At 67.2% G+C, this 25367-nt stretch carries 22 protein-coding genes; 8 read left to right on the plus strand and 14 right to left on the minus strand.

All coding sequences use genetic code 11. From position 1 onward, the window contains the following. Positions 1–32: 32 nt before the first annotated feature. The 8 genes from CGUA_RS07180 to aspS form a co-directional block, all read right to left on the minus strand. Positions 33–470, minus strand: a complete 438-nt coding sequence (locus CGUA_RS07180; protein WP_290194177.1) for a prepilin peptidase — start codon at positions 468–470, stop codon at positions 33–35. 46 nt (positions 471–516) lie between these two features. Then, positions 517–1326 (minus strand): shikimate dehydrogenase, encoded by an 810-nt coding sequence (locus tag CGUA_RS07185; RefSeq protein ID WP_290194179.1) that lies wholly within the window; start codon positions 1324–1326, stop codon positions 517–519. Between the two features lie 27 nt (positions 1327–1353). Continuing rightward, positions 1354–2571: an endolytic transglycosylase MltG gene (gene mltG / locus CGUA_RS07190; RefSeq protein ID WP_290194182.1), complete on the minus strand. Its 1218-nt coding sequence runs from the start codon at positions 2569–2571 to the stop codon at positions 1354–1356. Continuing rightward, positions 2568–3125, minus strand: coding sequence for a Holliday junction resolvase RuvX (gene ruvX, locus CGUA_RS07195; RefSeq protein WP_290194184.1), 558 nt, complete (start codon positions 3123–3125; stop codon positions 2568–2570). Before ruvX ends, mltG begins: the two co-directional genes overlap by 4 nt. Before the next feature lie 250 nt (positions 3126–3375). Continuing rightward, positions 3376–6039: an alanine--tRNA ligase gene (alaS, locus tag CGUA_RS07200; RefSeq protein ID WP_290194186.1), complete on the minus strand. Its 2664-nt coding sequence runs from the start codon at positions 6037–6039 to the stop codon at positions 3376–3378. 57 nt (positions 6040–6096) lie between these two features. Beyond that, positions 6097–7485 (minus strand): replication-associated recombination protein A, encoded by a 1389-nt coding sequence (locus CGUA_RS07205; protein ID WP_290194188.1) that lies wholly within the window; start codon positions 7483–7485, stop codon positions 6097–6099. 7 nt (positions 7486–7492) lie between these two features. Next, on the minus strand, positions 7493–8725 hold the full coding sequence (locus tag CGUA_RS07210; RefSeq protein ID WP_374725071.1) for a phosphotransferase family protein: 1233 nt from the start codon (positions 8723–8725) through the stop codon (positions 7493–7495). Positions 8726–8828: 103 nt separating this feature from the next. Continuing rightward, positions 8829–10649: an aspartate--tRNA ligase gene (gene aspS / locus CGUA_RS07215; RefSeq protein WP_290194192.1), complete on the minus strand. Its 1821-nt coding sequence runs from the start codon at positions 10647–10649 to the stop codon at positions 8829–8831. Positions 10650–10802: 153 nt separating this feature from the next. On the opposite strand from aspS, the gene ypfJ reads away from it, so the two are divergent. After that, positions 10803–11702, plus strand: coding sequence for a KPN_02809 family neutral zinc metallopeptidase (gene ypfJ, locus CGUA_RS07220; RefSeq protein ID WP_290194195.1), 900 nt, complete (start codon positions 10803–10805; stop codon positions 11700–11702). A gap of 153 nt (positions 11703–11855) precedes the next feature. Continuing rightward, a complete protein-coding gene (locus CGUA_RS07225; protein ID WP_290194196.1) occupies positions 11856–13406 on the plus strand; it encodes an HNH endonuclease in 1551 nt (516 codons plus the stop codon). Positions 13407–13539: 133 nt separating this feature from the next. Here CGUA_RS07225 and CGUA_RS07230 read toward each other — a convergent pair whose 3' ends face one another. Next, entirely contained in the window at positions 13540–13692 is a 153-nt protein-coding gene (locus tag CGUA_RS07230; RefSeq protein WP_290194197.1) for a hypothetical protein, read from the minus strand. Positions 13693–13826: 134 nt separating this feature from the next. Between CGUA_RS07230 and CGUA_RS07235 the strand changes: the two genes are divergently transcribed. The 3 genes from CGUA_RS07235 to CGUA_RS07245 all read left to right on the plus strand — a co-directional run bounded on the left by CGUA_RS07235 (position 13827) and on the right by CGUA_RS07245 (position 16572). Beyond that, a complete protein-coding gene (locus CGUA_RS07235) occupies positions 13827–14558 on the plus strand; it encodes a CBS domain-containing protein (RefSeq protein ID WP_290194199.1) in 732 nt (243 codons plus the stop codon). A gap of 106 nt (positions 14559–14664) precedes the next feature. Then, positions 14665–15798 carry an LLM class flavin-dependent oxidoreductase gene (locus CGUA_RS07240; RefSeq protein WP_290194201.1) on the plus strand — a complete coding sequence of 378 codons (1134 nt, stop codon included), beginning with the start codon at positions 14665–14667 and terminating at the stop codon, positions 15796–15798. Between the two features lie 102 nt (positions 15799–15900). After that, the gene (locus tag CGUA_RS07245) at positions 15901–16572 is read left to right on the plus strand and encodes an FMN reductase (RefSeq protein ID WP_290194203.1); all 672 of its coding nucleotides are present in this window, start codon (positions 15901–15903) and stop codon (positions 16570–16572) included. A gap of 99 nt (positions 16573–16671) precedes the next feature. On the opposite strand, the gene hisS is transcribed toward CGUA_RS07245, so the two are convergent. The 3 genes from hisS to tpx all read right to left on the minus strand — a co-directional run bounded on the left by hisS (position 16672) and on the right by tpx (position 19207). Further along, a complete protein-coding gene (gene hisS / locus CGUA_RS07250) occupies positions 16672–17955 on the minus strand; it encodes a histidine--tRNA ligase (protein ID WP_290194205.1) in 1284 nt (427 codons plus the stop codon). 23 nt (positions 17956–17978) lie between these two features. Further along, positions 17979–18626, minus strand: a complete 648-nt coding sequence (locus tag CGUA_RS07255; protein ID WP_290194207.1) for an MBL fold metallo-hydrolase — start codon at positions 18624–18626, stop codon at positions 17979–17981. Positions 18627–18691: 65 nt separating this feature from the next. Next, positions 18692–19207: a thiol peroxidase gene (tpx, locus tag CGUA_RS07260; protein WP_290194209.1), complete on the minus strand. Its 516-nt coding sequence runs from the start codon at positions 19205–19207 to the stop codon at positions 18692–18694. A gap of 130 nt (positions 19208–19337) precedes the next feature. On the opposite strand from tpx, the gene CGUA_RS07265 reads away from it, so the two are divergent. The 3 genes from CGUA_RS07265 (at position 19338) to CGUA_RS07275 (ending at position 21144) form a co-directional block, all read left to right on the plus strand. Next, positions 19338–20204 carry a peptidylprolyl isomerase gene (locus tag CGUA_RS07265; RefSeq protein ID WP_290194211.1) on the plus strand — a complete coding sequence of 289 codons (867 nt, stop codon included), beginning with the start codon at positions 19338–19340 and terminating at the stop codon, positions 20202–20204. A gap of 181 nt (positions 20205–20385) precedes the next feature. Beyond that, complete coding sequence (locus tag CGUA_RS07270) at positions 20386–20694, plus strand: hypothetical protein (RefSeq protein ID WP_290194213.1); 309 nt, start codon at positions 20386–20388, stop codon at positions 20692–20694. Positions 20695–20895: 201 nt separating this feature from the next. Further along, the gene (locus CGUA_RS07275) at positions 20896–21144 is read left to right on the plus strand and encodes a hypothetical protein (RefSeq protein WP_290194214.1); all 249 of its coding nucleotides are present in this window, start codon (positions 20896–20898) and stop codon (positions 21142–21144) included. Positions 21145–21287: 143 nt separating this feature from the next. Here CGUA_RS07275 and CGUA_RS07280 read toward each other — a convergent pair whose 3' ends face one another. Together CGUA_RS07280 and CGUA_RS07285 are read right to left on the minus strand one after the other, a co-directional pair. After that, a complete protein-coding gene (locus CGUA_RS07280) occupies positions 21288–23321 on the minus strand; it encodes a bifunctional metallophosphatase/5'-nucleotidase (protein ID WP_290194216.1) in 2034 nt (677 codons plus the stop codon). A 209-nt stretch (positions 23322–23530) separates the two neighbouring features. After that, entirely contained in the window at positions 23531–25366 is a 1836-nt protein-coding gene (locus CGUA_RS07285) for an alpha/beta hydrolase family protein (protein ID WP_290194218.1), read from the minus strand. Position 25367: the final 1 nt, after the last annotated feature.

Consider the following 25367-nt stretch of genomic DNA (forward strand, 5'->3'; position numbering starts at 1 on the left):
GCACTTTGCCCCCACTCGCGGTCAGCTGCGGCTCAGCCCCAGCGGGAAAACGCCGCCAGGACACCGACGACGACGGCGGCGGCGATCATCGAGGGCCCGTGCGCCGCGGAGGCGGATCCGCGAAGCGTCATGACCGCCACACTGAAGGCCGCGGACGCCACCACCGCCATCAGCACGCCGCTCATTCCCGACAGGGCGCTGAGCAGCGCACCGAGGCTCAGCGCCAGTTTGACGTCTCCCCCGCCGATTCCACCACCGGCGACCCCGAGCCCCAGGTAGAGAAGTGCCCAACACAGACCGGCCGGCAGCAGGGACGGCTCGGCCAGCGCGAGAACCGCCACCCCGGTGGCCGCCGGGGGAAGCGTGAGGGCGTCGGGCAGGCGGCGACGGCCGAGGTCGGAGACCACCAACATCGACGCCCACGCCAGCAGGACCACAACCGCTCCCCCGAGCGCAGCAGAAAGCCACATGGGCTGAGCATAAAACCCCGGCTCAGCCCAAGTGGCGTATCGCTGACTACTGAAGTGTGCCTTCCAGCGCGTCCCGCATCCTCTCCCGCGGGGCCTTCCGGCCGGTGAACTGCTCGAATTGGCTGAAGGATTGATGAGCCAGCATGACGTGGCCGCCGACGATCGGGTACCCGTTGGCCGCGGCACGAACGGTCAAAGGCGTGGGCCACGGATCATAGATGACGTCCAGAACCGCCGTATGTCCCAGCATCGGCTCGAGTCCCTCGAGCGCCGCGGAGGGCACGGTCGAGATGATCACGTCGGCGGTGAGCGCCAGCTCCGCCAGGTCGACGTCGAAGGAAACGAACGCGAGCTGGATATCGCGGGCGTCGGCAAGCTCCTGCAGCTGCGCACGACGGTCGGAGCGGTTGACGACGGTGACCTCGCGCACCCCCAGGTCGGCGAGCGCCCACAGCGCGGGGCGGGCGGTGCCGCCGGCGCCGAGGATCAGGGCGTGCCGCGGCCGGGCGTCCTCTCCCAGCAGTTCCCTCAGTGCGCCGGCGATCCCCTCGCAGTCGGTGTTGTCCGCCCGCCAGCCGCCGTCAATCGGGACGAGGGTGTTGGCCGAACCGATGGCGCGGGCGCGCTCGGTGACCTCCGTGGCCGCCTCCAGGGCCGCGAACTTGTTCGGCATGGTCACGGAGAAACCGGCGTAGTCGCGGCCCGGCCCGGCGAGGAAGTCGGCCACCTGATCGGCGGTCATTTCAATGCGCTCATAGGACCAGTCCTCCAGTCCGAGTGCGTCATAGCCGGCGGTGTGCAGGACCGGTGACAAGGAATGGGTGATGGGCGAACCGAGTACGGCGGCGCGGGGCACGGTGACGTTCTCCTGGGATTGAGGGGGTTAGCGGTTGGAGTCGAGGACGCCGGAGTCCAGGGCCTTCTGGACGTCCCGCTGGTGGTCCTCGAAAGTGTCGTTGAACACCGTGGTGCCGTCGTTGGCGATGGTCACGAAGTAGAGCCAGTTGCCCTCTGCCGGGTTCTCCATGGCACGGATGGCCTCGTCGCTGGGCGATGCGATGGGGGTCTGCGGGAGACCGTCCATGGCGTAGGTGTTCCACGGGGTGACCCGGGCGCGGTCTTCGTCGGTGGTGGCGATCTCCACGTCGGGCAGCCCGTAGTTGACGGTGGAGTCGAACTGCAGGCGCATCGGCTCGGCGAGCCGGTTGAGGATGACGCGGGCGACCTTGTCGAACTCGCCGGCGGGGGCCTCGCGTTCGACCAGCGAGGCGGCGGTGGCCAATTCGTAAGGGGTCAGGCCGACGGCGGCCGCGCGCTCGACGATGCCGGTGTCGTTGTACCGGACCGCGGAGCGGGTGATCAGGTCTGTGAGGATGCCCTCTGCGTCCATGTGAGGGTCAATGATGTACCGGCCCGGAACGATGAGTCCCTCCAGTCGCTTCGGGTCGGCGCCCCGGGAACGGACCTGCTCCAGCGCCCACTCCGGCACGCCCAGCTGCGCCGGATCCGTGTTCGCGGCGACCTGCTCGAGCTGCTCGCGCGTGACCCGGTTGTTCTCGTCGCCGGACTGGGCGGAGACCTGGGCGATCATGGAGTAGATGCCGTAGCGGACGTCGCCGCCGACGACGTTGACGTCCATGAGGGTGGAGCCGCCGTGGACGTCGAGAAGCTCGATCTGGTTCTCCGGCGACAGCAGCGCGTCGACGGCGGCCACGGCCGACATCTGGCCCTGCAGGCGGAAGAACCCCGGCTGCACGGCGTTGGATTCCGGGTTGTTGGCCGCCGCAGTGATGAACGCCTGCTCAGAGGCGACGATGTCGCGCTCCGCGAGTTCGGGCGCCAGCTGGGTCAGCGAGGCGCCCTCCGGAATCTCCACGAGTTCCTCGGTTCCGTTGCCCGCGCCCTGGTAGTCGCTGACCTCCGAGAAGGTGCCGCCGGAGGGACCTGCCAGCTGCCACCCGATGTAGGAGACCGCGCCCACGATAAGAACCAGTGAGGCGATCAACACGGCCAGGCCGCGTTGGCGGCGCTTGACGTAGACCGGCTCCATCCGCCGGACGTGGTGGGCTGCGGATCCGGCGCCGCGGGTGCTCCTGCTCATCGGTTTACATCCTCTTCACTGTCGTTCTCGTCGGGGAAGCTGTCCTGGCCCGCGGCCGCCGCGAGGTTGCCCGCTCGCCCGTCCAGCCAGGATTGAAGGATTGCCACGGCCGCCGCCTGGTCGATGACTGATCGGCCGGCTTTCTCTGACACGCCGGAGGCCCGCAGCGCGCTGGTCGCCAGGACGGTGGTCAGGCGTTCATCGGCGAAGCGCACCGGAATCTCCAGGCCGTCGCGCCGCAGGCGTCGGCCGATGCGGAAGGCGATTTCCTTGGCGTGCTTGACGCTGCTGGACCCGGTGGAGTCAAGGTTGCGAGGCAGCCCCACGACGATTTCCACCGCGGCGTAGTCCTTGATGATTTCCACCAGCCGGTCAATGTCGGCCTTGTCACGGTCCTTGAAACCGGTCTGGCGGGTGACCGTCTCCACCGGCGTGGCCAGGCGGGCGTCCCGGTCCGAGGAGGCGACACCGATACGGACGGTTCCGACGTCGAGTCCGATTCGTCGTCCAGGGCCGGGATCGTCGACCCCGGGCACATCCGGCTGAAGCGTCATGCGCGTAGTCGGGCCTTTCCTTGTGGGGACCTGACTAAATGCCTATCAAGTCCTTGGTGGGTGCGGGCTTGAGTCTAGCCCCGACGGAGCGGCAGCTGTCGTGCACGGGGACGACGGCCAGAACGCGGGGGCTCCATGGGGCACTCGGGTTGCACGTCACGTCCTGTGACGTGCCACGGCTACAACCTAACGCCACGGAACCGCCGAGAAGGGTTTCCCTCCCGGCGTGTCCGTGATCGGTTTGTTATCTCTATCGGGAGGACAGCACGTCCCGCACGGCCGCGAACCCGGCGTCGACGCCGGCCACGTCCGAGCCCGAGCCCTGCGCCATGTCCGGCTTGCCGCCGCCCCGGCCGCCGACATACTGGCCGAAGGTCTTGACCAGGTCACCGGACTTGAGTCCCTCGTCCACCGCGGACGGGGTGGCGGCCGCGATGAACGGCACCTTGTCACCGTCGACGGAGGCCAGCAGAACGACCGCGGACTGACCTGCCAGACGGTTCTTCAGGTCGCTGGCCAGGGTGCGCAGGTCCGCCCCGGAGACTCCGTCAAGCGTCACGGCGACGAGGGTGGTCGTGCCGATCGTCTCCGCCTGCTCCAGGAGTCCGGAGGCGTTGGCCAGCAGCTGCTGGGTGCGCAGGTTCTGGATCTCCTTCTCGGCAGACTTGAGCCGTTCGGTGAGGGACTGGATGCGATCCGGCAGCTCCTCCGGCTTAGCCTTCAGGCTGGAGGCCAGCCCGGAGGCCAACGCCGCCTCCTTGGAGTAGTGCTTGAACGCGTCGATGCCCGAATAGGCCTCGATGCGGCGGGCGCCGGAGCCGACGGAGGACTCGCCCAGCACGGCGACGGGGCCGACCTCGGCGGAGCTGTCGACGTGGGTGCCGCCACAGAGCTCGATGGAGAAGGGCCCGCCGATCTCGACGACGCGGACCTGGTCGCCGTAGTTCTCACCGAACAACGCCATGGCGCCCATCTTTTTGGCCTCGTCCAGCGAGGTCTCGATGGTGTTGACCGCCAGATTCCGGTCGACGGCCTGGTTGGCGATGAGGGTGATCTCCTCCAGCTGGGCGTCGCTGAGCTGATCGGTGTAGTTGAAGTCGAAGCGCAGGTAGCCGGGACGGTTCAGGGAGCCCGCCTGGACCGCGGTCGGGCCAAGGACCTGACGCAGGGCGGCGTGGATCAGATGCGTGCCGGTGTGGGCCTGGGTAGCGCCGTGGCGCCATGCGCTGTCGACCTCGGAGGTGATCTTCTGGCCCAGCTCGACGCCGCCGGAGACGACGGTGGCCTTGTGGACCCAGAGCTTCTTGGCGATCTTCTGGACGTCGGTGACCTCCAGGACGGTGTCGCCGGAAACCAGGCGGCCGCGGTCACCCGTCTGGCCGCCGGACTCGGCGTACATCGGGGTCGCGTCGAGGATGACCTCCACCTCGTCGCCGGCCTGGGCGGAGGTGACCGATTGGCCGTTGGACACCAGGCCGATGACCGTGGACTCGCCGGTCAGGTCGGAGTAACCGAAGAACTCGGTCGGGTTGTTGTCGACCCAGTCACGGTAGACCGACTCGTCGACGTGTCCGTGCTTCTTGGCCTTGTTGTCGGCCTTGGCGCGGGCACGCTGTTCGGCCATTTCCTTGTCGAACTGGGCCATGTCGACCTCGAGGCCGGCCTCCGCCGCCATTTCCAGGGTGAGGTCGATGGGGAAGCCGTAGGTGTCATGGAGCTGGAACGCCTCATGACCGCCGACCACGGTCTTGCCGGAGGACTTGACCTGCGCCGCAGTTTCGTCGAAAAGCTGGGTTCCGGACTCAAGGGTCTTGAGGAAGGCCTTCTCCTCCGTCGCGGAGACGCGCAGGATGCGCTCACGGTTGTCCGCGATCTCGGGGAAGGAGGGGGTCATCGTGTCCATGATGGTGCTGATGAACTTCTCGAGGGTCGCGCCGGTGGCGCCGAGCAGACGGGCGGAGCGGATGATGCGGCGCATCAGACGGCGCAGGATGTAGCCGCGGCCCTCGTTGGACGGGGTGACGCCGTCGAGGACGAGCATCATCGCGGTACGGGCGTGGTCGGCGATGACGCGGAACCGGACGTCGTTCTCGTGCTTCTCGCCGTAGACGGAGCCGGTGATCTCCTGGGCGGCGTCGATGACCGGACGCAGCAGATCGGTCTCGTAGACGTTATCCACGTCCTGGAGGATGGCGGCCACGCGCTCGACGCCCATGCCGGTGTCGATGTTCTTCTTCGGCAGCTCACCCAGGATCTCGAAGTTGCCCTTCTTGTCGCCTTCGCCGCGCTCGAACTGCATGAACACCAGGTTCCAGATCTCGAGGTAACGGTTGTCGTCGACGGCCGGTCCGCCGTCCTGGCCGTACTCGGGACCGCGGTCGTAGTAGATCTCCGAACAGGGGCCGGCCGGGCCCGGGATACCCATGGACCAGTAGTTGTCCTCCATGCCCAGGCGCTGGATGCGCTCCGCCGGGACGCCGATCTGCTTCTCCCAGATCTCCGCGGCCTCATCGTCGTCGAGGTAGACGGTGACCCAGAGACGCTCCGGATCCAGGCCGTAGCCACCTTCCTCGAGCGGGTTGGTCAGCAGCGCCCACGCGTGCTTGATGGCGCCTTCCTTGAAGTAGGCGCCGAAGGAGAAGTTGCCCGCCATCTGGAAGAACGTGTTGTGTCGGGTGGTGACGCCGACCTCCTCGATGTCCAGGGTGCGCACGCACTTCTGGATCGAGGTGGCGGTGCCGTTCTCGAACGGCGGATTCTGCTGGCCCAGGAAGTACGGCTTGAAGGGGACCATGCCGGCGTTGACGAACAGCAGGGTCGGGTCATCCAGGATGAGCGACGCGCTGGGAACCGCGGTGTGTCCCAGGTTGACGAAGTGGTTGGTGAACCGATCCCGGATCTCGTGAGTCTGCACTGGAGCCTTCCTGACGTTGGGGGCGCTGAACTACTAAACGATTGTCAGCGCACTACATTACCCCCGGCCCCGGACAATCCCACGAAGACGTCCCAGGAACTGGGAAATGCGAGACTCCTGACCGTGGTCGGTGGGCTGATAGTACACGGCGTCGGCGAGTTCATCGGGAAGGTACTGCTGGGCGAGCACGCCCCGCGGATCGTCATGCGGGTAGCGGTAGCCGACGGCGCTGCCGACGCGGGTGGCGCCCTCGTAATGGCCGTCGCGCAGGTGCGGCGGCACGGGACCGAGCCGGCCAGCCTGCACGTCGGCCTGCGCCTTGTTGATGGCCATGTACACCGCGTTGGACTTGGGGGCCGTGGCCAGGTGCACGGTCGCCTGGGCCAGCGCCAGACGCCCCTCCGGCATGCCGATGAACTGGACCGCCTCCGCGGCGGCGACGGCGCTCTGCAGTGCCGTCGGATCGGCCATGCCGATGTCCTCCGAGGCGTGGACGACCAGCCGGCGGGCGATGAAGCGCGGGTCCTCCCCCGCCTCGATCATCCGGGCCAGGTAGTGCAGGGCGGCGTCGACGTCGGAGCCGCGAATCGATTTGATGAACGCGCTGATCACGTCGTAGTGCTGGTCGCCGTCGCGGTCGTAGCGAACGACGGCGCGGTTGACGTTGTTGCGGACGGTCTCCAGCGTCAGCTCCCCGCCGTCCTCGACCGCCTCCGCGGCGGCCTCCAGGTAGGTCAGCGACCGGCGGGCGTCTCCGCCGGCGAGCAGGACGATCTGCTCGATGGCGTCCTCGCTGACCCGGATTCGGTTGTCCAGACCGCGTTTGTCCTCGATGGCGCGGCGCAGAACGGTGCGCAGTCCCTCCGGCTCCAGCGAAACCAGCTGCAGCAGCAGGGAGCGGGACAGCAGTGGGGAGACGACGCTGAAGGAGGGGTTCTCGGTGGTCGCCGCCACCAGCAGCACCGTACGGTTCTCGACCGCGCCGAGCAGCGCGTCCTGCTGGGTCTTGGAGAAGCGGTGGACCTCGTCGATGAACAGGACCGTGCGCTTGCCCTCAATGAGGTCGCGGCGGGCGCGGTCAATGACCGCGCGGACCTGCTTGACCCCGGAATTGAGGGCGGAGAGGCCGACGAAGTTCTGCCCCATCGCCGCCGCAATGAGCGAGGCGACGGTGGTCTTGCCCGTTCCCGGCGGTCCGTAGAGAATGACGCTGGCTTCACCTGATCCCTCCACCAGACGACGAAGGGGTTTGCCCTCGCCGAGGAGGTGGTCCTGCCCGACGATCTCGTCGAGGCTGCGCGGTCGCATCCGCGCGGCCAGCGGCGCCCCCGGGCCATGGGCAAAAAAGCTCGTTCCACGGGCGCCGACCTGGTCGTCCGCGGAGACGGCGCCCTCGGCGCGGAATTCGCCTCCGCCGCCGGCGTCGAAGAGCGCGTCCTGTGCCATCGCTGAGCTACTTCAGGCCGGGTTCAGCGACCCTGGCCGCCACCTCGGCGGCGAAGGCCGCGACCACCGGGTGCTCCGGTGCACGGCCGGCGGCGGCGAAGCGCTGGAGGGCCTCAAAGGTCTCGTAGAAATCGCGGCGCACCAGGAGCTCGTCCTGGGTGAACGGGGCCTCGGAGGCGGGGCGCAGCAGGCTCGGGTACTCCTCGGCCTTCTGCGCGTCCACGGCGCGGGCCGTCTGCGCGACGACGCCGGACAGGCTGCCGTAGCGCATCAGCGACAGAGACGACATGGCCCAGCCGATCAGCGCGATGGTGATGCGGCTGTGCAGCATGTCCTCGTTGCGGGCGTTCGGCCAGATGTCGCTCACCTCCTCCACCCAGGACTCGATGAAGATGACGGCCTCATCGTCGGTGATCGGTCGGGTGGAGACGAACTGGGGGAAACCGGCGATGACGCATGCGATGTCGAAAGCGACGTCGCGGAATGCGGCCCACTCGTAGTCGAGGAAGTGGGTCTTGTCGGAGACGATGATGTTGTCCGGGGAGAGGTCGAAGGGGGTGAAGGCGCGTGCCCGTCCCACCGTCAGACGAGTGTTGGACTCGTCGGCGAGGGTGCGGACCTCCCGCGGGACGCTGATCCCGCCGGCCTCGAGTATTTCGACGCCCGCGGTCACGGCGAAACCGAGTGACTCGTCGCGCTGCTCGTGCAGTTCGGCGATCTCGGGGTGGTTGCGCAGCAGGCGCGCGAGCAGGGTCTCGAAGGCCTGCTCCTTGCCTGCCGTGGCGGCGTGCATGCGTCCCAGCGAGCTCCCCAGGTTGCGCAGGATCTCCCGCCGCTCCTCGGTGCCGCGGTGCCGGAGGAGATCGTCGAAGGTGTCCCCGTCTCCGGAGTCGGTGAGCACGATGATGCGCTTGGCGATGTCGTGCGCGAGCAGCACCGGACCCGGGCGGACCTCCTCGGACAGGGAGTTCGTGAACTGGTAGGCCGCCACCTCGCGCAGGAGGGCGGCGTCGTCAAGCTTGTCCCCGGTCTCCGGGATGTATTTGAGCACGACGCTGCGCTGCTGCAGGAAGGGTGAGGGGGCGACGCGGGCACGCAGGACGGTCGCGGCGCCCGAGCCGGTGAGTTGTTCCACGTCGTGGAGCTCCTGGCTGCCGCCGCAGCGGTTGGACAGGAGGTCCTCGGCGACGTCGACAATCTCGGTGGGGTTGAGCACGGTGGTTCTACTCTCCTTGGCCATACCGTCGTTCAGCGGTGTGCTGACCACGGTACGGCAGGTAGCGGTCCGCGGGGGAAGCGACGCCTCCCCCGCGGAACCGATTCAGCACGAGGCCGGCGGTCGGCTACTTCGCCGTCGCGTCCTCGCCCTTGTCCTGAGCCTTCTCGGCGGTCTTCTTCGGCTTGACGTCCAGGCCCGCCTCCCGGCGCTGCTGCGCGGTGATCGGCGCCGGTGCCTCGGTCAGCGGATCGACGCCGCCGCCGGACTTCGGGAAGGCGATGACGTCGCGGATGGAGTCGAAGCCGCCCAGCAGCGAGACGATGCGGTCCCAGCCGAAGGCGATGCCGCCGTGCGGCGGGGCGCCGAACTTCATGGCGTCGAGCAGGAAGCCGAACTTCTCCTCAGCCTCCTCCGTGGAGATGCCCATGACGTTGAACACGCGCTGCTGCAGCTCGCGGTCGTGGATACGGATGGAGCCGCCGCCGATCTCGTTGCCGTTGCAGACGATGTCGTAGGCGTAGGCCAGGGCTTCACCCGGGGTCTCGTCGAAGGAGTCGATGTACTCCGGCTTCGGGGAGGTGAAGGCGTGGTGGACGGCGGTCCAGGCGGAGCTGCCCAGGGCGACGTCACCGGAGGCGGTCGCGTCGGCGGCCGGCTCGAACATGGGGGCGTCGACGATCCACACGAAGGCCCAGTCCCCCTCCTTGATCAGGCCGAGCTTCTCGGCGATGGCGCCGCGGGCGGCGCCGAGGAGGGCACGGGAGGACTTGGTCTCGCCGGCGGCGAAGAAGATGCAGTCACCCGGCTTCGCGCCGACGTGCTCGACGATGCCGGCACGCTCAGCCTCGGTGATGTTCTTGGCGACCGGGCCGGACAGCTCGCCGTCCTCGCCAACGAGGATGTAGGCCAGTCCGTGGGCGCCGCGCTGCTTGGCCCACTCCTGCCAGGCGTCGAGCTGACGGCGCGGCTGGGATGCGCCACCCTCCATGACCACGGCGCCGACGTACTCGTTCTTGAAGACGCGGAAGGTCGTGTCCTTGAAGAACTCAGTGCACTCGGTGATCTCGATGTCGAAGCGCAGGTCCGGCTTGTCGGAGCCGTAGCGGCGCATGGCCTCGGCGTAGGTCATGCGCGGGATCGGGGTGGTGATGTCGTAACCGATGAGCTTCCACAGCTCGGTGAGGATCTCCTCGCCCAGGGCGATGACGTCCTCCTGATCGACGAAGGACATCTCGACGTCGAGCTGGGTGAATTCCGGCTGGCGGTCCGCCCGGAAATCCTCGTCGCGGTAGCAACGGGCGATCTGGTAGTAACGCTCCATACCGGCGACCATGAGCAGCTGCTTGAACAGCTGCGGGGACTGCGGGAGGGCATAGAAGCTGCCGGGCTTGAGACGGGCCGGAACCAGGAAGTCACGCGCCCCCTCCGGGGTGGAGCGGGTCAGCGTCGGGGTCTCGATCTCCGTGAAGTCGTGCTTGTCCAGGACGGTGCGGGCCGCCTTGTTCGCGGCGGAGCGCAGACGCAGGGCCGTGGCCTGGCGGTCACGACGCAGGTCCAGGTAGCGGTACTTCAGGCGGGTCTCCTCGCCGACCTCGTTGGAGGAGGTGTCCTCCACCTGGAACGGCAGGGCCGCGGACTCGGAGAGCACCTTCAGCTCAGCGACATTGACCTCGATCTCGCCGGAGGCGAGGTTCGGGTTGGTGGATCCTTCCGGACGCGGCTCAACGACGCCGGTGACCTGGACGCAGTACTCGCTGCGCAGGTCGTGGGCCGCCTCGGCGACGTCGGACTCGCGGAACACGACCTGAGCCAGACCGGTGCGGTCACGCAGATCGATGAAGATCACGCCACCGTGATCGCGACGGCGGGCGACCCATCCGGTCAGGGTGACGGTCTGACCGTCCAGGTCTTTGCGGAGGTCTCCGGCGAGATGGGTACGCAGCACTTTTCTGGTCCTTGCCTTCCGTTTAAGGGGTAGATCTAGCGACAAAAAGATGTCAGTCCGAGCACACAGCCTACCTCTTCGATCACCCCCACGAGAGTCGACCCCGCTTATTCACCATTCTCTCAGGGGCGCTGATGTGGCATATTTCAAATCATGACCTTCAAGGACAACATTCAGCTTGAATCCGGTCGCGCGAGCTCCGGCGGCGGCCGGGGCATGGCGATCGGCGGCGCCGGCGGCATCGGCGGTCTCCTCCTGGTCGGGCTGTTCCTTCTTCTGGGTGGTTCGCCGGAGCAGGCCGGGCAGGTGCTGCAGAACCAGCAGCAGTGGTCCAATGAAACCTCCCAGGATGACGGCACGGATCCCTTCGCCCACTGTCAGACCGGAGCCGACGCGAACCAGTATGAGGACTGTCTCGTCTACGGCGCGGCCCTGAGCGTCGACGACTACTGGGCCGAGCAGCTTCCGGCCCAGGCGCAACTCGAGTACCAGGAGCCGGGTCTGGTCATCTTCCAAGACGCCGTCCAGTCCGGTTGCGGCATGGCGTCCGCGTCCACCGGCCCCTTCTACTGCGGCGCCGACCAGTCCGCGTACTTCGACACGTCCTTCTTCGGCCAGCTGAAGAATTTCGGTGGCTCGGACGCCCCCCTGGCGCAGATGTACATTGTCGCGCACGAGTTCGGCCACCACATCCAGTACCTGCAGGGCACCATCCAGCTGGTCGACTACAACGATCCGGGCAAGGACTCGATGGCCGTGAAGATGGAGATGCAGGCCGACTGCTACGCCGGAATGTGGGTGAGCCAGGCAGACAAGGGCGAGGACGCCATGCTCGAGCCGATCACCCAGGAGCAGGTTCAGACCGCCATCGACACCGCCCGCGCGGTGGGTGACGACAACATCCAGCGTCGTTCCGGGGGCGAGGTGCAGCCGGACCTGTGGACCCACGGCTCCTCCGAGCAGCGACAGGAGGCGTTCATGACCGGGTACCGCACCGGCTCCATGCAGGCCTGCGACTACCCCGAGCTCGGTGTGGGCGGCAGGCGCGCCTAGTCCGCTTGACGACGCACGCCGTCACCCCCGCAGGGAGGTGGCGGCGATTCGCATTTTCCGGCATAGATGCAGGCAGAGGCAATGTCGGGCTGTCCCGCTAAGGTGTGAGCCACATGACGAACACGCGTTCGACCATCCCGGGGGAGTCCAGCCATGACCAGCGCGCCTGCCATCTGTTCCGATGACCTGCACACCGCCGCCGACTGGGTGACGTCCATCCACTCGGCCACCGACGCCGAACTGGACACCGAGCTAGCGGAATCTATCCTCTCGACCGAGGTCCGCCGGGCCCGCTTCCTGGTGGCCCTGGGGGAATTCGACGCACGGGGCCTGGCGGAGTCCCGAGGTGCCGTCAACATCGTCGTTTACCTGGCGCGCCACCACGGACAATCCCGGCGCGCCGCGCAGGACATCCGCACCACCGCGAGAAGGCTCCACGCCTGGCCCCGGGTCGCCGCGCACATGCTCACGGGAGCGCTGACCTATTCCAAGGCGAAGCTGATTCTTCGCCGCATCACCGAGGAGAACCAGGACGAGCTGATCGGCTGGGCGCTTTCCATGACCTGTGAGGAGCTGGCGATCAAACTCACCGGCCTCGCGCGCTCGGACGAGGAGGAGCCTGTCGAGGAGGACTACGCCCGTTGCTTCGTCGATCCCGACACCGGGCGGGTGCGGCTCCAGGTGAGTGTCGGGCCCGCGCTTGGCGCGGAGCTGCTCGCGGCCCTCAAGGTCGGCGAGAGGCTGCAGGACGGGGACTTGTCCACGGACGAGTCGCCATTGGATCTGCTCGGCCCGCTTCGAGAAGGACTTGCTGAAACCGAGGAGGACGAGCGACGTCCGTACCACTGCAGTCTCTCGCCCGAGGAGATTCTCCCTCCCTTGGGTGAACGGGATCAGGAGTACATCGCCTGGGCGGACTACCAGCGCGGCGGCGACTACGCCGCACATCAGGCATGGGCGGATGACGGCGGGCCATGCCATGACGAGGACGTTGATCCGCCCACCCCGGGACAGCCCCGTCCCCCGGTGGTGGGTAAGCACCGGGACAGGACCCGGTTCGGCCCCGCTCAGGGACATCGTCTACTGGCCTCCTTGATGACTCTGGTGCGTTCGGCGCTCCTGCAGCCCCGCTCGGCGGTGCGGGCTCCCGGCGCGGAGATCAACGTCATCGTGGACGCGGACGGACAGCCTCGTCTCCCCCACCAGCCCGGCACAACGCGGGAGGACCTGGTTTCACTGATTCTCAACGGGGCAATGCGGGTGCATCTGCGCAATGTCGACGGGGTGACCATCGAGATGACGAAGTCCACCCGGGTGGTGCCCGCAGCGACCGAGCACGCGGTTCTCGTGGCTTCCGGCCACAGGTGCTCCACTCCCGGGTGCGGGCACCAGCGGTTCCTGCAGTTGCATCACATCGAGCCCTTTGCCGAGGGCGGGCTGACGAATACCCGCAACCTGGTGGCGTTGTGCTCCGGCTGCCACTCCCTGGTCACCGACGGACTGTTGACCATTCATATCGACAAGGATCCGCGGTTGCTGCATTTCCGGATGCCGAACGGGAAATCCTTCACGTCCGTCCGGCGAGGCCTGCCGACGCGTAACCCCGACGTCATCGATCACTACGAGGAGGGACCGGTCCCGGTCGGGGATGAAGACCTGGCTCCCCCGCCGATCCCTCCAGGGGTCCTGACTTTCGGGGAGTGAGCCGCGCACACGTGTGCGCGTGCGTGAGAAGGCCAGGCGTTGCTTCTTCCAGGCCACGGCGGTGTCCGGCGATGTCGTGTTCGGGGCCGTCGCGGATTCTCGGGCATAGGAGCAAGCATGGTATCCCGGGCGGTCATGGGGTTCGGCGCAGATACAGCGCGGCGATGCGGGTGCGGAACTGGTGGGCGATGAGGTTCCCGTCGTCCTGGTGGAGCATGCCCGGCGCGACGTAGTCCACCAGGGTCGCGAAGCCGGCGGCCCGGTTCCCCCGGGGTGTGGCGGCCATGAGGGCGACCGTCGCCTGCGAGCGTCCGCGCGGGACAGCGGCGAGCGCGGTTCCGGCTCCGTTTACACTCCCTGGTTGTCATGAGCGGTCATTGTGCCAGAGCCGCGGGCACGGACCTGGCTAACCTGGGCGCCATGAGTGAAACCCCCATCAACCGGGCGGTGGCTTTCCTGGCCGCCTACAACGACATCGAACAACACCTGCGTGACTACGTCGACGGCAAGAACTGGGTGAACTTCCCGAGCCTGGTGAAGATCGCCAAGAAGAAGAAGTTGATCAATAACGCCCAGGGCGACGATCTGCTCGAGTTCAATGAGCTGCGCAACGCCATCAGCCATGGCGAGTACCGGGACCTGCGGCCCATCGCTGAGCCGCTGCCGGAGACCGTGGCCGAGATCGAGGCGATTCGGGACGTCGTTCTGCACCCGCCCCTTGCGACGGAGGTGCTCGGGCACCAGGAGGTCAAGACCTTCGACGTCGGCGACGACGTCCGGGAGGCGCTCAAGCTCGTGCGCTCGACGCTGATCTCCCAGTTCCCGATCTATCACCGGGGCCGCTACGTCGCCCTGCTGACGACCAACACCATCGCCCGGTGGGTGGCGGCGGATCTGGACGACAACGACCATCTCGACGCCCGCACCATCGGCGAGGTGCTGCGCTTCGCGGAGGACAACGACCGGGCGGTCTTCCTGCCCCGGACAGCTACGGCGCTGGAGGCGATCGACGCCCTCACCCACCCCGACGGGAACGGGGCCATTCCGCGGGCGGTGATCGTCACCGAGCACGGCACCCACGAGCAGCGCCCCTTCCGCGTGATCGGCGGCTCCGACATCGTGGCGCTGCTGGCGGCCGTCGGCAGGCACTGACGGGACAGGGAACCCCCGCCGCCACTTTGTTGACACGTCACTATGGGGGTGGCAGAGTGTTCAGGGAACACGATTAGTTGGACACAGGCACACACAGGAGCAGACCATGCAGTTCGGCATCTTCACCATCGGTGACGTCACCACGGATCCCACCACCGGAACCACCCCCACCGAGGGCGAGCGCATCAACGCCATGACCCAGATCGCCCTGAAGGCCGAGGAGGTCGGACTCGACGTCTTCGCCACCGGCGAGCATCACAACCCGCCGTTCGTGCCCTCCTCCCCCACCACCCATCTGGCCTATATCGCGGCACAGACCAAGAACCTGAAGCTCTCGACGGCCACCACCCTGATCACGACCAATGACCCGGTGAAGATCGCCGAGGACTACGCCTTCCTGCAGCACCTGTCCGGCGGGCGCGTCGACCTCATGATGGGCCGGGGCAACACCGGCCCGGTCTATCCGTGGTTCGGCAAGGACATCCGCCAGGGCATCCCCTTGGCCATCGAGAACTACCATCTCCTGCGCAAGCTGTGGCGTGAACCGGTCGTCAACTGGGAGGGCAAGTTCCGTACCCCGCTGCAGGCCTACACCTCCACCCCCGCCCCGCTCGACGGGGTGCCGCCCTTCGTGTGGCACGGTTCCATCCGCTCCGTGGAGATCGCCGAACAGGCCGCCTTCTACGGAGACGGCTTCTTCCACAACAACATCTTCTGGAACAAGGAGCACACGGCGAAGATGGTGGGCATCTACCGGCAGCGCTACGAGGCCTACGGCCACGGCCGGGCCGATCAGGCCGTCGTCGGCCTGGGCGGCCAGTTCTACGTCGCCGAGACCGAGGAGCAGGCCAAGAAGGAGTTCCGCCCCTACTTCGACAACGCCCCGGTCTACGGCCACGGGCCGTCGCTGGAGGATTTCTCCGAGATGACCCCGCTGACCGTGGGCACAGTCGAGCAGGTCATCGAGCGCACCATGCAGTTCGCGGACTGGGTGGGCGACTACCAGCGCCAGCTCTTCCTCGTCGACCACGCCGGCCTGCCCCTCGAGGTCGTCCTGAAGCAGGTGGAGATTCTCGGCACCCAGATCGTGCCGGAGCTGCGCGAGCGCATGGAGGCACGGCGCCCTGAGCACGTCCCCTCCGAGCCGCCGACCCACGCCTCCCTCAAGGAGAACCGTTCCGCCCCGCACTTCCGCGTCACCCCGGGCGAAGACGGCACCTCCGCCGAGTACCGAATCTAGGCCCGGACCCACGTCAGACAGTCCCGTATATGACGCTTAGACCACTTGGTCTATGCTGGGCTGGATACCACGCTCGCCCATTTTCAAGAAGGTGAAGATTTCATGCGCACTCTGGTCGTCGTCACCGCTGGCCTGTCCAACCCGTCCAGCACCCGCAATGTCGCTGACCGCATTGCCCAGGCAGTCCAGACGGCCGTGAGTTCGCGCGGTGAGGCCCTGCAGGTCAGGGTCGTCGAGGTCCGCGAGTACATCAACGACCTCGCCCACGTGATGTCCACCGGCATGTCCACGGAGAAGCTCGACAAGGTCAAAACCGAGCTCTCCGACGCCGACGCCCTGATTGCCGTCACCCCCGTCTTCCAGGCCAGCTACTCGGGCCTGTTCAAGATGTTCTTCGACGTCCTCGACACCGAATCACTCAACGGCATGCCGACCATCATCGCCGCCACCGCCGGCAGCTCCCGCCACGCCCTGGTCCTGGAATACGCGCTGCGCCCGCTCTTCGTTTACCTGCGCACCCGCCTGGTCACCACCGGCCTGTTCGCCGCCACCGAGGACTTCGGCAGCTCGGAGGGCGCGGCCTTTGAAAAGCGCGTCCAGCGCGCGGCCGGCGAGCTCGCAGACATGATGATCACCTCCGACAGCTACACCCCCGGTTTTGGCGGCGCCACCGTCGAGGAGACCCGCCGGCCGCGCAAGAGCGGCGTCGACGTGACCGAGAACCTCACCCCGTTCTCCCAGCTGCTCAAGGGGCTCGACGGCTCCGGGAAGTAGCCCCCGGGGGCTTGTCGACGCCCGGTAAATCAGGATAAAACACACAGCGGCCCGCCCCCGGACACCCGGGGAGCGGGCCGCTGCACCTTTTCCGCCGGGCTACACCGACAGCGCGGCGCGGACCGCGGTGACCACCTCAGCCAGCGGCACCGGCTGCTGGGACTGATCGGCCATGTTCTTGACGGAGACGTTGCCGTCGGCAAGCTCCTGGTCGCCCAGGACGAGCGCGAGGCGCGCGCCGGCACGGTCGGCGCCCTTCATGGCGCCCTTGAGGCCACGATCGCCGTAGGCCATGTCGCAGGCGACGCCATTGGAGCGCAGCTCGTCGATGAGCAGCGCCATGCGGCGCTTGGCCTCGGCGCCCATGGCAACCCCGTAGACGTCGACGCGGCGCTCGGTGCCGTCAAGGACGACACCCTCCGCCTCCAGGGCGAGGACGGTGCGGTCGACGCCGAGGCCGTAACCGATGCCGGAGAGATCCTGGCCGCCGAGCTGTCCCATGAGACCGTCATAGCGGCCGCCGCCGCCGATGCCCGACTGCGCACCGAGGCCGTCGTGGACGAACTCGAAGGTCGTCTTGGTGTAGTAGTCCAGGCCCCGGACCATGCGCGGGTTGATGACGTACGGTACGCCCATGTCGTCGAGCAGGCCGGTGACGGTCTCGAAGTGCTCACGGGCCTCGGCGCTGAGGTGGTCCTTCATCAGGGGCGCGTCGGCGGTCATCTCCCGGACCTCCGGGCGCTTGTCGTCGAGCACTCGCAGCGGGTTGATCTCCGCCCGCCGGCGGGTCTCCTCGTCCAGGGGGAGGTCGAACAGGAACTTCTGCAGCGCCTCGCGGTAGGCCGGCCGGCAGGTGTCGTCGCCCAGGCTGGTCAACTCGAGGCGGAAGTCCCTGAGGCCGAGGCTGCGGTAGGACCGGTCCGCCAGGGCGATCACCTCCGCGTCGAGCGCCGGATCATCGACGCCGATGGCCTCGATGCCGACCTGCTGGAGCTGACGGTAGCGGCCGGCCTGCGGGCGCTCGTAGCGGAAGAAGGGACCGTAGTAGTTGAGCTTGACCGGCAGCTGGCCGCGGTCCAGGTTGTGCTCGATGACGGCCCGCATGACGCCGGCGGTGCCCTCCGGACGCAGGGTGACGGAACGGTCACCGCGGTCGGCGAAGGTGTACATCTCCTTGCTGACCACGTCGGTGGACTCACCCACCCCGCGGGCGAAGAGGTTGGTGTCCTCAAAGACCGGCAGCTCGATGTGCTGGTAGCCGGCGAGATGGGCCTGACGGACGAACTCGTCGCGCACGGCGAGGAAGGTCGCCGAGACGGGGGGAACGTAGTCGGGCACGCCCTTGGGCGCCGACAGGGCCTGGAATTTCTTGTTCTCGCTCACGAGCGATCAGTTTAGCGCCTGGCCTATCGATCGTGGTTGGCAGCCTTGAGGAAGGGGTTGCCGGCGCGTTCGGCGCGCATCACCGTCGTGGGCCCGTGGCCGGGAAGCAGGGCGAGGGCGTCGTCAAGATCCCAGACGGGCCCGCGCAGGGTCTCGTCCATGGCGGCGGGGTCCGCGGTCGGGAAATCGGTGCGGCCGATCGAGCCGCGGAAGATGACGTCGCCGACGATCGCGAAATCCTCGGCGACCAGCAGGACCGATCCCGGCGAATGACCCGGGGCATGACGGACGGTCAGCTCGGTCTCTGCGAAGGTGTAGGTCTCGCCGTCGCGCAGGAAGCGCAGATCGGCCGGGTGGATCATCTGGTCGGCGGAGAAGAGGAACTGCGTCTCCGCGGCGCCCCCCTTGCCCTTCTCGAGCATGAAAGCGTCGTCCTCGTGAATCCAGACCGGCACGGAATGCGCGGCCGCGAGATCGCCCGCCTCACGGGTGTGGTCAAGATGGCCGTGGGTCAGGACGATCGCCTCCAGGGCCAGGCCCTTGTCCGCCAGGAACGCGTTGACCCGGTCGGCGGCGTGCAGACCGGGGTCGACGACGACCGCGCGGGTGTCCGTCGCCAGGAGATAGGTGTTGGTTTTATAGGGCCCGGCCGCGAATCCAGAAAGCTGCATGGCGGAAAAGTCTAGCGCCCGCCGGGAAGAAAGCACGCTTCTCGACGGGCGCCCCAATACCGGGCTTAGGAGTTGAGCGCGGCGACGGCGGCGTCGTAGTCCGGCTCGGTCTTGATTTCCTCCACCAGCTCCGCGTGGACGACCTCATGGTTTTCATCGGCCACCACGACGGAGCGGGCCAGCAGGCCGTTCAGCAGCCCGCCCTTGGCGTGCTCGCCGTTGAGCACGACCCCGTAGTCCTCACCGAAGGAGGTGCGGAAGGCCGAACCGACGGTCACGTTCTCGATGCCCTCGGCACCACAGAAACGCTCCTGGGCAAAGGGCAGATCCTGGGAGACGCAAATGACGACGGTGTTGTCGAGATCGGCGGCGAGCTCGTTGAACTTGCGGACCGAGGCCGCGCAGACGCCGGTGTCCATGGACGGGAAGATGTTCAGGACGACTCGCTTACCCGCGAAATCCTCGAGGGAGAACTGGTGGAGGTCGGTGCCCGTCAGCTCGAACTCCGGAAGTTTGCTGCCGGGGGCCGGCAGTTCACCGGTGGTGCTGGTCGGGTGACCTGAAAGAGTTACGTTAGCCATGCCGACCAGCATAGGCACAGAACCCGGCTCCGTGGCGCCGCGTCACCCCTCCCGGTGGGTGCGCGGGCGGGGCGTTAGACTGTTCCGGAATTGTCAGAACACCCGAGCAACGAGTGAGGAAGTACCCCCGGTGAGCGACAACAAAGAGCGTGGTGAGCAGGCGCTGAGCCGGCTCGACAAGGAACTCAAGGCCCGCGACCGCAAAAGGAAGCGGGGCCCGGCCATGGTGGCGGTGGCCTCCGCCGTCGTCGTCCTGGCTGCCGCCGGCGGCATCATCTTCGCCTCCACCCGCGGGGGCGAGGAAACCGTCACCGCCCAGGACGAGACCGCCACCACTGAAACCACGCCGGAGCTCCCGGAGGCCCAGCCCCTCGCGATGCAGCGTGCCGAGGCCCTGCCGTCGACCGTCACCTGCGAGTACCCCGCGGATGGCCGCGAAGCCAACGGCGCCACCGTCCCGCCGACCGAGGACATCTCCACCGAGGGCACCGCCACGGTCACCCTCGAGACCAACCGCGGTGACATCGGAATGGAGCTCGACCGCGCGGTGGCCCCCTGCACCGTCAACGCGATCACCCACCTCGCCGCGGAGGGTTATTACGACGACACCGTCTGCCACCGCATGACCGACCAGGGCATCTTCGTCCTGCAGTGCGGCGACCCGACCGGCACAGGTTCCGGCGGCCCAGGCTTCCAGTTCGCCAACGAGTACCCGACTGACGAGGCCACGGCCGAGACGATGAACACCCCGGTCCTCTACCCGCGTGGCTCCATCGCCATGGCGAACGCCGGCCCGGACACCAACGGCTCCCAGTTCTTCCTCAACTACGAGGACTCCCCGCTGCCTCCGCAGTACACCTACTTCGGCCAGATCAGCGAGGAGGGCCTGACGACGCTCGACGCCATCACCGAGCCGGGCGCCATCGCCTCCCCCGAGGTGCCCAACCTGACGACCCCGTCGGAGGAAGTCCGCATCGAGAAGGCCACCGTCTCCTAACCACCGGCGACGGGGGCACCACCGCGGTCACCGCGAACCCGGAACGTTTCTCAGGAAAAGTTCCGGGTTCTCTTCTGCCCCCGTTAACTAGGAATTCACCAGGTAACGATTGATTCTTGCGGAGACCTCCGGCTAAACTGCCGATAGTCTTCAATACACCTTTTGATTGGATTGGAATCCCATGAAGAACATGCGCAAGGGCCTCGTCGCCGCTGCTACCGCCCTGACCGTCTCTTTCGCAGGCGTCTCTGTCGCCAACGCCCAGGACGCCCCCGCCGGTGAGATCTCCATCACCACCACCGTCGACGCCGATACGAACTCCGAGGCCCCGGCGGCAGATGAGAACACCGACACGGAGCCGGCTGAGGACTCCTCCCTGTCCTCCATGTCCTCCGACATGGAGCCCAAGGAGATCCGCGACTGGATCGCCGTCTTCACCGCCATCGTCGGTGCCCTGAGCACCCTCTTTGCCTTCGTGAACAGGATCTAAGGCTGCGCTGACCCGCTCAGCACACCGGACATTCGCCCGTCGCCCTGCCCGCCGCAGGCCGACGGGTTGACCGTCTTTCTGGGCCGTGTCCTGACCCACCACACGAAAATATTCACAGTAAACCCATATACTGGGGTGCGTTTCCTGGAGAGCGCCACCACCGCTCTTCGCAACTTCTCCCCAGATTGGATCGTGCTGACAATGAACTTCCGGAAGACCCTTCTCGCGGGAACCGCCGCCACCGCCATCGCTTTCAGCGGCGCCCCCGTGGCTTCCGCAGAGTCGGAACCCATGGTCGTGGACTCCCAGATCACCACCGCCCCTACTGAGGAAGAAGTGGACACCTCCTCCGATCCGGCGGAAATCCGGGAATGGATCAGCGTTTTCACCAGCGTCATCAACGCCATGACCACGACCTATAATTTCGTGGACCGCTATGTCCTGGACTAGGACTCCTGGACCAGGGCGGAGAAACAGGTCGTGATTCGTTTCCCACCCGCCCGGGCAACCACAGGACCCCGGCCCACCGAGCGAATGCGCGGTGGGCCGGGGTCCTGTGGTCGGTGGGTCAGTCCCGCTGAACCCTCCGGAGCCTAGAAGCGGCTGACGAAGGCATTGAGCTCGGCCGGGAATAGGTAGGCGACGGCACCACCGATGGCCGCCAGGATGGCGGCGACGGCGGCGACCAGGCCGAAGTTGTCGGAACCGGTGGAGGACCCGCGGGAATCAGCCCCGGGAGTCTGCCCCTCGGCGACAGTGACCGGAATGGAGACATTGGTTCCGGCGTCGGTGGTGATCGTCAAGGTCTGAGCACCAACCACGTCGGCCGGCATGTCCAGGGTGACGGTGGCGCGGCCGTTCTCTCCGAGGCCGTTGTCGGTGTCAGTGAGCGAATTGTCGATCTCAGCGGTCTGGGTGACGCCGCCCAACCTGACGGTGACGGTCGTTGCCATCGGTTCGCCGGCGGAGGAGTAGTTGAGGGAGGAGAGGTCGAGGGTGACCTCCTCGCCAGCCTTGAGGTTCTCCAGACCGACGACGCCCACCTCCGCCTGACCCTCGCGGAGTTCGGCGCTGTCGGACGCGAGGAAGTCGCTGAACGCGGTGACGTCAAGGTAGCCCACGTCTGTCAGGTCGCGGACGTCAGCGGGGTCGATGAAGCCGTCGCCGCCCTCGAAGAGAAACGTCGCGGTCGCGACCTGGTAGTCGGCGGCCGGGTCGAGTGCCTCACCGTCGATGGTGACGTTGATGATGCGCTCCCCCTTTGGCTGGGACGGGTCGTAGCTGTAGCTCACGTTGTCCGAGACACCCAGCGACAGGCGCGGGCGGGAGTTGCCGGTGCCCTCGGTCCACTGGTTCTCGAGGGCGTCGATGATCGCCTGACCCGACAGGGTGGCGTAGGCGAGGTTGTTGCCGAAAGGCTGCATGTCCTTGGCGTCCTGGACGGTGACCTTACCGGCAGGCAGGTCGGAGCGGACGCCGCCGGCGTTCATCAGGCCCAGGTCGATGACGTCGCCGCCGAGGAATTCGTCCATCGCCCACCGGTTAGACTCGGCCAGCATGTTGTTGGCGGTGGATTCGACGCCACGGTTCGAGCCTGGTTCTGCGCCCGGGTTGGAGCCGCGGTAGAAGGAGTCCTCCGTGGTGGCGAGGACCTCGGACCCCAGGGCCGTCGCTTCGGCCGTCGCAACGGCCACGGTCTCGGTGACGGTGGCGTCCGGGACCAGGGCGGCGATCGCCTCGTCGGAGTAGTCGAACTGGCTGATCGATTCGGAGCCCTCGACGATCTCGCCGGTGCCGGTGTCGAAGGTGAACTCGTACTCCGAGATGACCTTGCCGTAGTCCTGGGACTGGGCGGTGAAGGTGCCGTTGTCGTCGCCCTGCGGGTGGCGGGCGTGGGAGTCACCGCCGAATGCTGCGTCGACGTGCTCGTTGAAGCCCTGGACGTTCTCGATGTCGTCGTGCTGCAGGACGATGACCACGTCGGCTTTATCCGTCGTCTTCAGCTCCTCGGCGTAGGAGTTGGCGGTGGCGACCGGGTCAGCGAAGGTCAGACCCTCGACACCGGCCGGCGACACCTTGTTCGGAACCTGGGTGGTGTTGGTGCCGATGACGGCGACGCGGACACCATCACGCTCGAAGATCTCGTACGGCTTCAGCGCCGGGTTGTCGTCTGCGTCGAGGACGTTGGCGTTGAGGATCGGGTAGTCGGACTTGACCTGGATGCGGTTGACCAGGTCGTCGTAGCCCCGGTCGAACTCGTGGTTGCCGGCGGTGGAGACGTCGATGCCCATCTCGTTGAGCGCCTTGAGCGTGTACTCGTCGTCCGAGATCGCGGAGACGAAGGCGGAACCGCCGACGTTGTCGCCGCTGGTGGTTCGGATCTGGTGGTCGTTGTCCTCGCCGACGAAATCCATGATGGCCGCCATCAGTGCCGCGCCCATCTGGGTGTTGGCCGGGTCATCGGCGTCGACCGACTGTTCCAGGTACCCGTGGAAGTCGGTGAAGTTGGTGATGGAGAAGGAGACCTGGCCGGCCTCGGCCGCGCCAGCCACCGAAGCGCCGGAGAAAACGAGTGAGGTGGCGGTGGCGGCAGCGAGCAGCTGGCCCGCGCGACGGAACTGGAACACGAGAGAACTCCTGAAAAGGTGACGGAAGAATAACGATCCTGTCCAGATGTAGTGCAAGAACGCTGAGAGTTCTCTGTCATAATTTTTCCGGCGCTGGGGCTTTACCGGTTCGTGGGCAGAAATTCATGGTGACGTAACCACCATGTAGTTGGGCGGACACCCCGGCCACCGGGCCGACACCTGGGCGCCGCAGACTGCAACAGGGATCGCTATCCGGCGTCGAGAAGCCCGCACGCCCGGAAGAAGCCGACCATTTCCCCGGCGATACGCTCGCGGCTGGCCGGTTTGACGAACTGATGCCCCTCCCCCTCCAGCAGCAGCGTGACCGGGTCCTGCCCCCTCGCCCGCAGCGCCTGCGCCATCTGTTCGGACTCGCTGGGCGGGACGTTGGTGTCGCCGTCGCCGTGAATGAACATCACCGGCGAATCCAGATGCTCGACCTGGTTGAGCGGCGAGATCTGGGCGAGCAGCTCACGGTCCTGCATCGGGTAGCCGTACTCCGGGTACGCCGCGGAGGCCAGCCACGGCTCCGTCGCCTGGAAATAGGTGTCGAAGCTGGTCATCCCGCAGGCGTCGACCACGGCGGCGAACATCCCGGGGGCCAGGCAGCCCACGAGGAGCGAGAGGTAACCGCCGTAGGAGCGCCCGCCCACGGCGACACGGGCCGGATCGGCGATCCCCGCCTCCACGAGGAAGGCGGCGGTGTCCGCGACGTCGCGGGCCGCGGCGAAGCGGCCGTAGCGGTCGTCGGCGTGGTGGAAGGAGCGGCCCTGGCCCTTGGATCCGCGGATATTCGGGGTGAACACCGTCATCCCGTGATCGACCAGGAACTGGAGGATGTCGTGGTGGACCGGCCGGGACTGGTTCTCCGGTCCCCCGTGCAGATGGATGTAGACCGGCTGGGGGCCGTGCAGGCCGTGGCCGTCCTCGGCGAGGGCGTCCGTCCCCAGATAGAGCCAGCCCGAGAGCTCCAGTCCGTCGCTGGCCGTGTAGTACACCAGCTCCGGGCCGCGGGCGGTCTGGGCCCGGTGCACGAGCTGGGCGCTGCGCTCCGGGTCAAGGGATTCGGCCTGACCGAAGTCGGTACGCAACACCTCGACGTGGCGCGGCAGGTTCGGCCCCTGCACGGTCAGCGCGACCAGGGTGCCGTCGTCGGTGATGCTCAGGTCGGAGGCAACCATGCCGGGCAGCTCGACGCTGCGCCGGACGTGGACGTTGAGGTCCTCGTCGAGCGAGAGCAGCTCCAGTGCGGAGATGCCGCCCTGGTTCCACAGCACGGCGGCGGTGGAGGCGTCCTCGCTGATGACGAACTCCTCGACGTCGGCGTCGTGGTTGGCGATGATCTCGGTGGCGGTGGCCTGCTCGCCGTTGACCCCGAGCCGGACGACCCGGGTGCGCTCGCCGCTGTGGTCGGTGCACACGATGATGGCGAGTTCGTCGTCCCCGGATCGATTGGACGGCAGGATCACCCCCCGCTCCGTCATGGAACCCGGATCCGGCGACTGGAGCGGAACCCAGCGCCCGTCCGGGGCGACCAGAAGCAGCTCGCGACCGCCGCGGGGACCGACGCGCATGAGGGCGTGGCCGCCTTCGGCGGCGACGAGCAGGGCGTCGGTGCGCCGATCCAGCACGCGGTAGGTGTTCGTGCGCGGATCGATGGATCGCGCCTCGGTCACCCCGTCCGCCATGACCGCGTCGACGGCGAGGTAACGCCGGTCCCACTCCACGAGAGTGGTCTTGACGTCCGCGTCTATGTGCAGCCGGCGGGGTGCGGAGTCCGGGGCGAGCGGGGAAACGATCCAGGTCTCGGTCCGCTCGGAGCCGCGGGGGGCGATCTCGCAGGCGATGAATTCGCTCGAGGGTGAGTGCAGGACACGCGTGACCGGGCCGTCGACCGGCAGCGGGATTGGTCTGGGCTCCCCCAGGACCCCGCCGTCGAGGATTTCCCTGCGCATCGCGTAGGGATAGTCCCCGTCACTGACGATGTAGGCGATCGCGGCACCGTCCGGCGCGAGCGAAGGTCCGAAGGTCTCTCTCAAAGCCATG

Origin of the sequence: Corynebacterium guangdongense, from assembly GCF_030408915.1 — a bacterium.
Classification (GTDB): Bacteria; Actinomycetota; Actinomycetes; order Mycobacteriales; family Mycobacteriaceae; genus Corynebacterium; species Corynebacterium guangdongense.

Coding starts and splice junctions, on each gene's coding strand:
- CGUA_RS07180 (WP_290194177.1), bottom strand. CDS start 470: ATGTGGCTTTCTGCTGCGCTCGGGGGAGCGGTTGTGGTCCTGCTGGCG.
- mltG (WP_290194182.1), bottom strand. CDS start 2,571: ATGAGCAGGAGCACCCGCGGCGCCGGATCCGCAGCCCACCACGTCCGG.
- ruvX (WP_290194184.1), bottom strand. CDS start 3,125: ATGACGCTTCAGCCGGATGTGCCCGGGGTCGACGATCCCGGCCCTGGA.
- CGUA_RS07205 (WP_290194188.1), bottom strand. CDS start 7,485: ATGGCACAGGACGCGCTCTTCGACGCCGGCGGCGGAGGCGAATTCCGC.
- CGUA_RS07210 (WP_374725071.1), bottom strand. CDS start 8,725: ATGGCCAAGGAGAGTAGAACCACCGTGCTCAACCCCACCGAGATTGTC.
- ypfJ (WP_290194195.1), top strand. CDS start 10,803: ATGACCTTCAAGGACAACATTCAGCTTGAATCCGGTCGCGCGAGCTCC.
- CGUA_RS07225 (WP_290194196.1), top strand. CDS start 11,856: ATGACCAGCGCGCCTGCCATCTGTTCCGATGACCTGCACACCGCCGCC.
- CGUA_RS07230 (WP_290194197.1), bottom strand. CDS start 13,692: ATGGCCGCCACACCCCGGGGGAACCGGGCCGCCGGCTTCGCGACCCTG.
- CGUA_RS07235 (WP_290194199.1), top strand. CDS start 13,827: ATGAGTGAAACCCCCATCAACCGGGCGGTGGCTTTCCTGGCCGCCTAC.
- CGUA_RS07240 (WP_290194201.1), top strand. CDS start 14,665: ATGCAGTTCGGCATCTTCACCATCGGTGACGTCACCACGGATCCCACC.
- CGUA_RS07245 (WP_290194203.1), top strand. CDS start 15,901: ATGCGCACTCTGGTCGTCGTCACCGCTGGCCTGTCCAACCCGTCCAGC.
- CGUA_RS07255 (WP_290194207.1), bottom strand. CDS start 18,626: ATGCAGCTTTCTGGATTCGCGGCCGGGCCCTATAAAACCAACACCTAT.
- tpx (WP_290194209.1), bottom strand. CDS start 19,207: ATGGCTAACGTAACTCTTTCAGGTCACCCGACCAGCACCACCGGTGAA.
- CGUA_RS07270 (WP_290194213.1), top strand. CDS start 20,386: ATGAAGAACATGCGCAAGGGCCTCGTCGCCGCTGCTACCGCCCTGACC.
- CGUA_RS07275 (WP_290194214.1), top strand. CDS start 20,896: ATGAACTTCCGGAAGACCCTTCTCGCGGGAACCGCCGCCACCGCCATC.
- CGUA_RS07285 (WP_290194218.1), bottom strand. CDS start 25,366: ATGGCTTTGAGAGAGACCTTCGGACCTTCGCTCGCGCCGGACGGTGCC.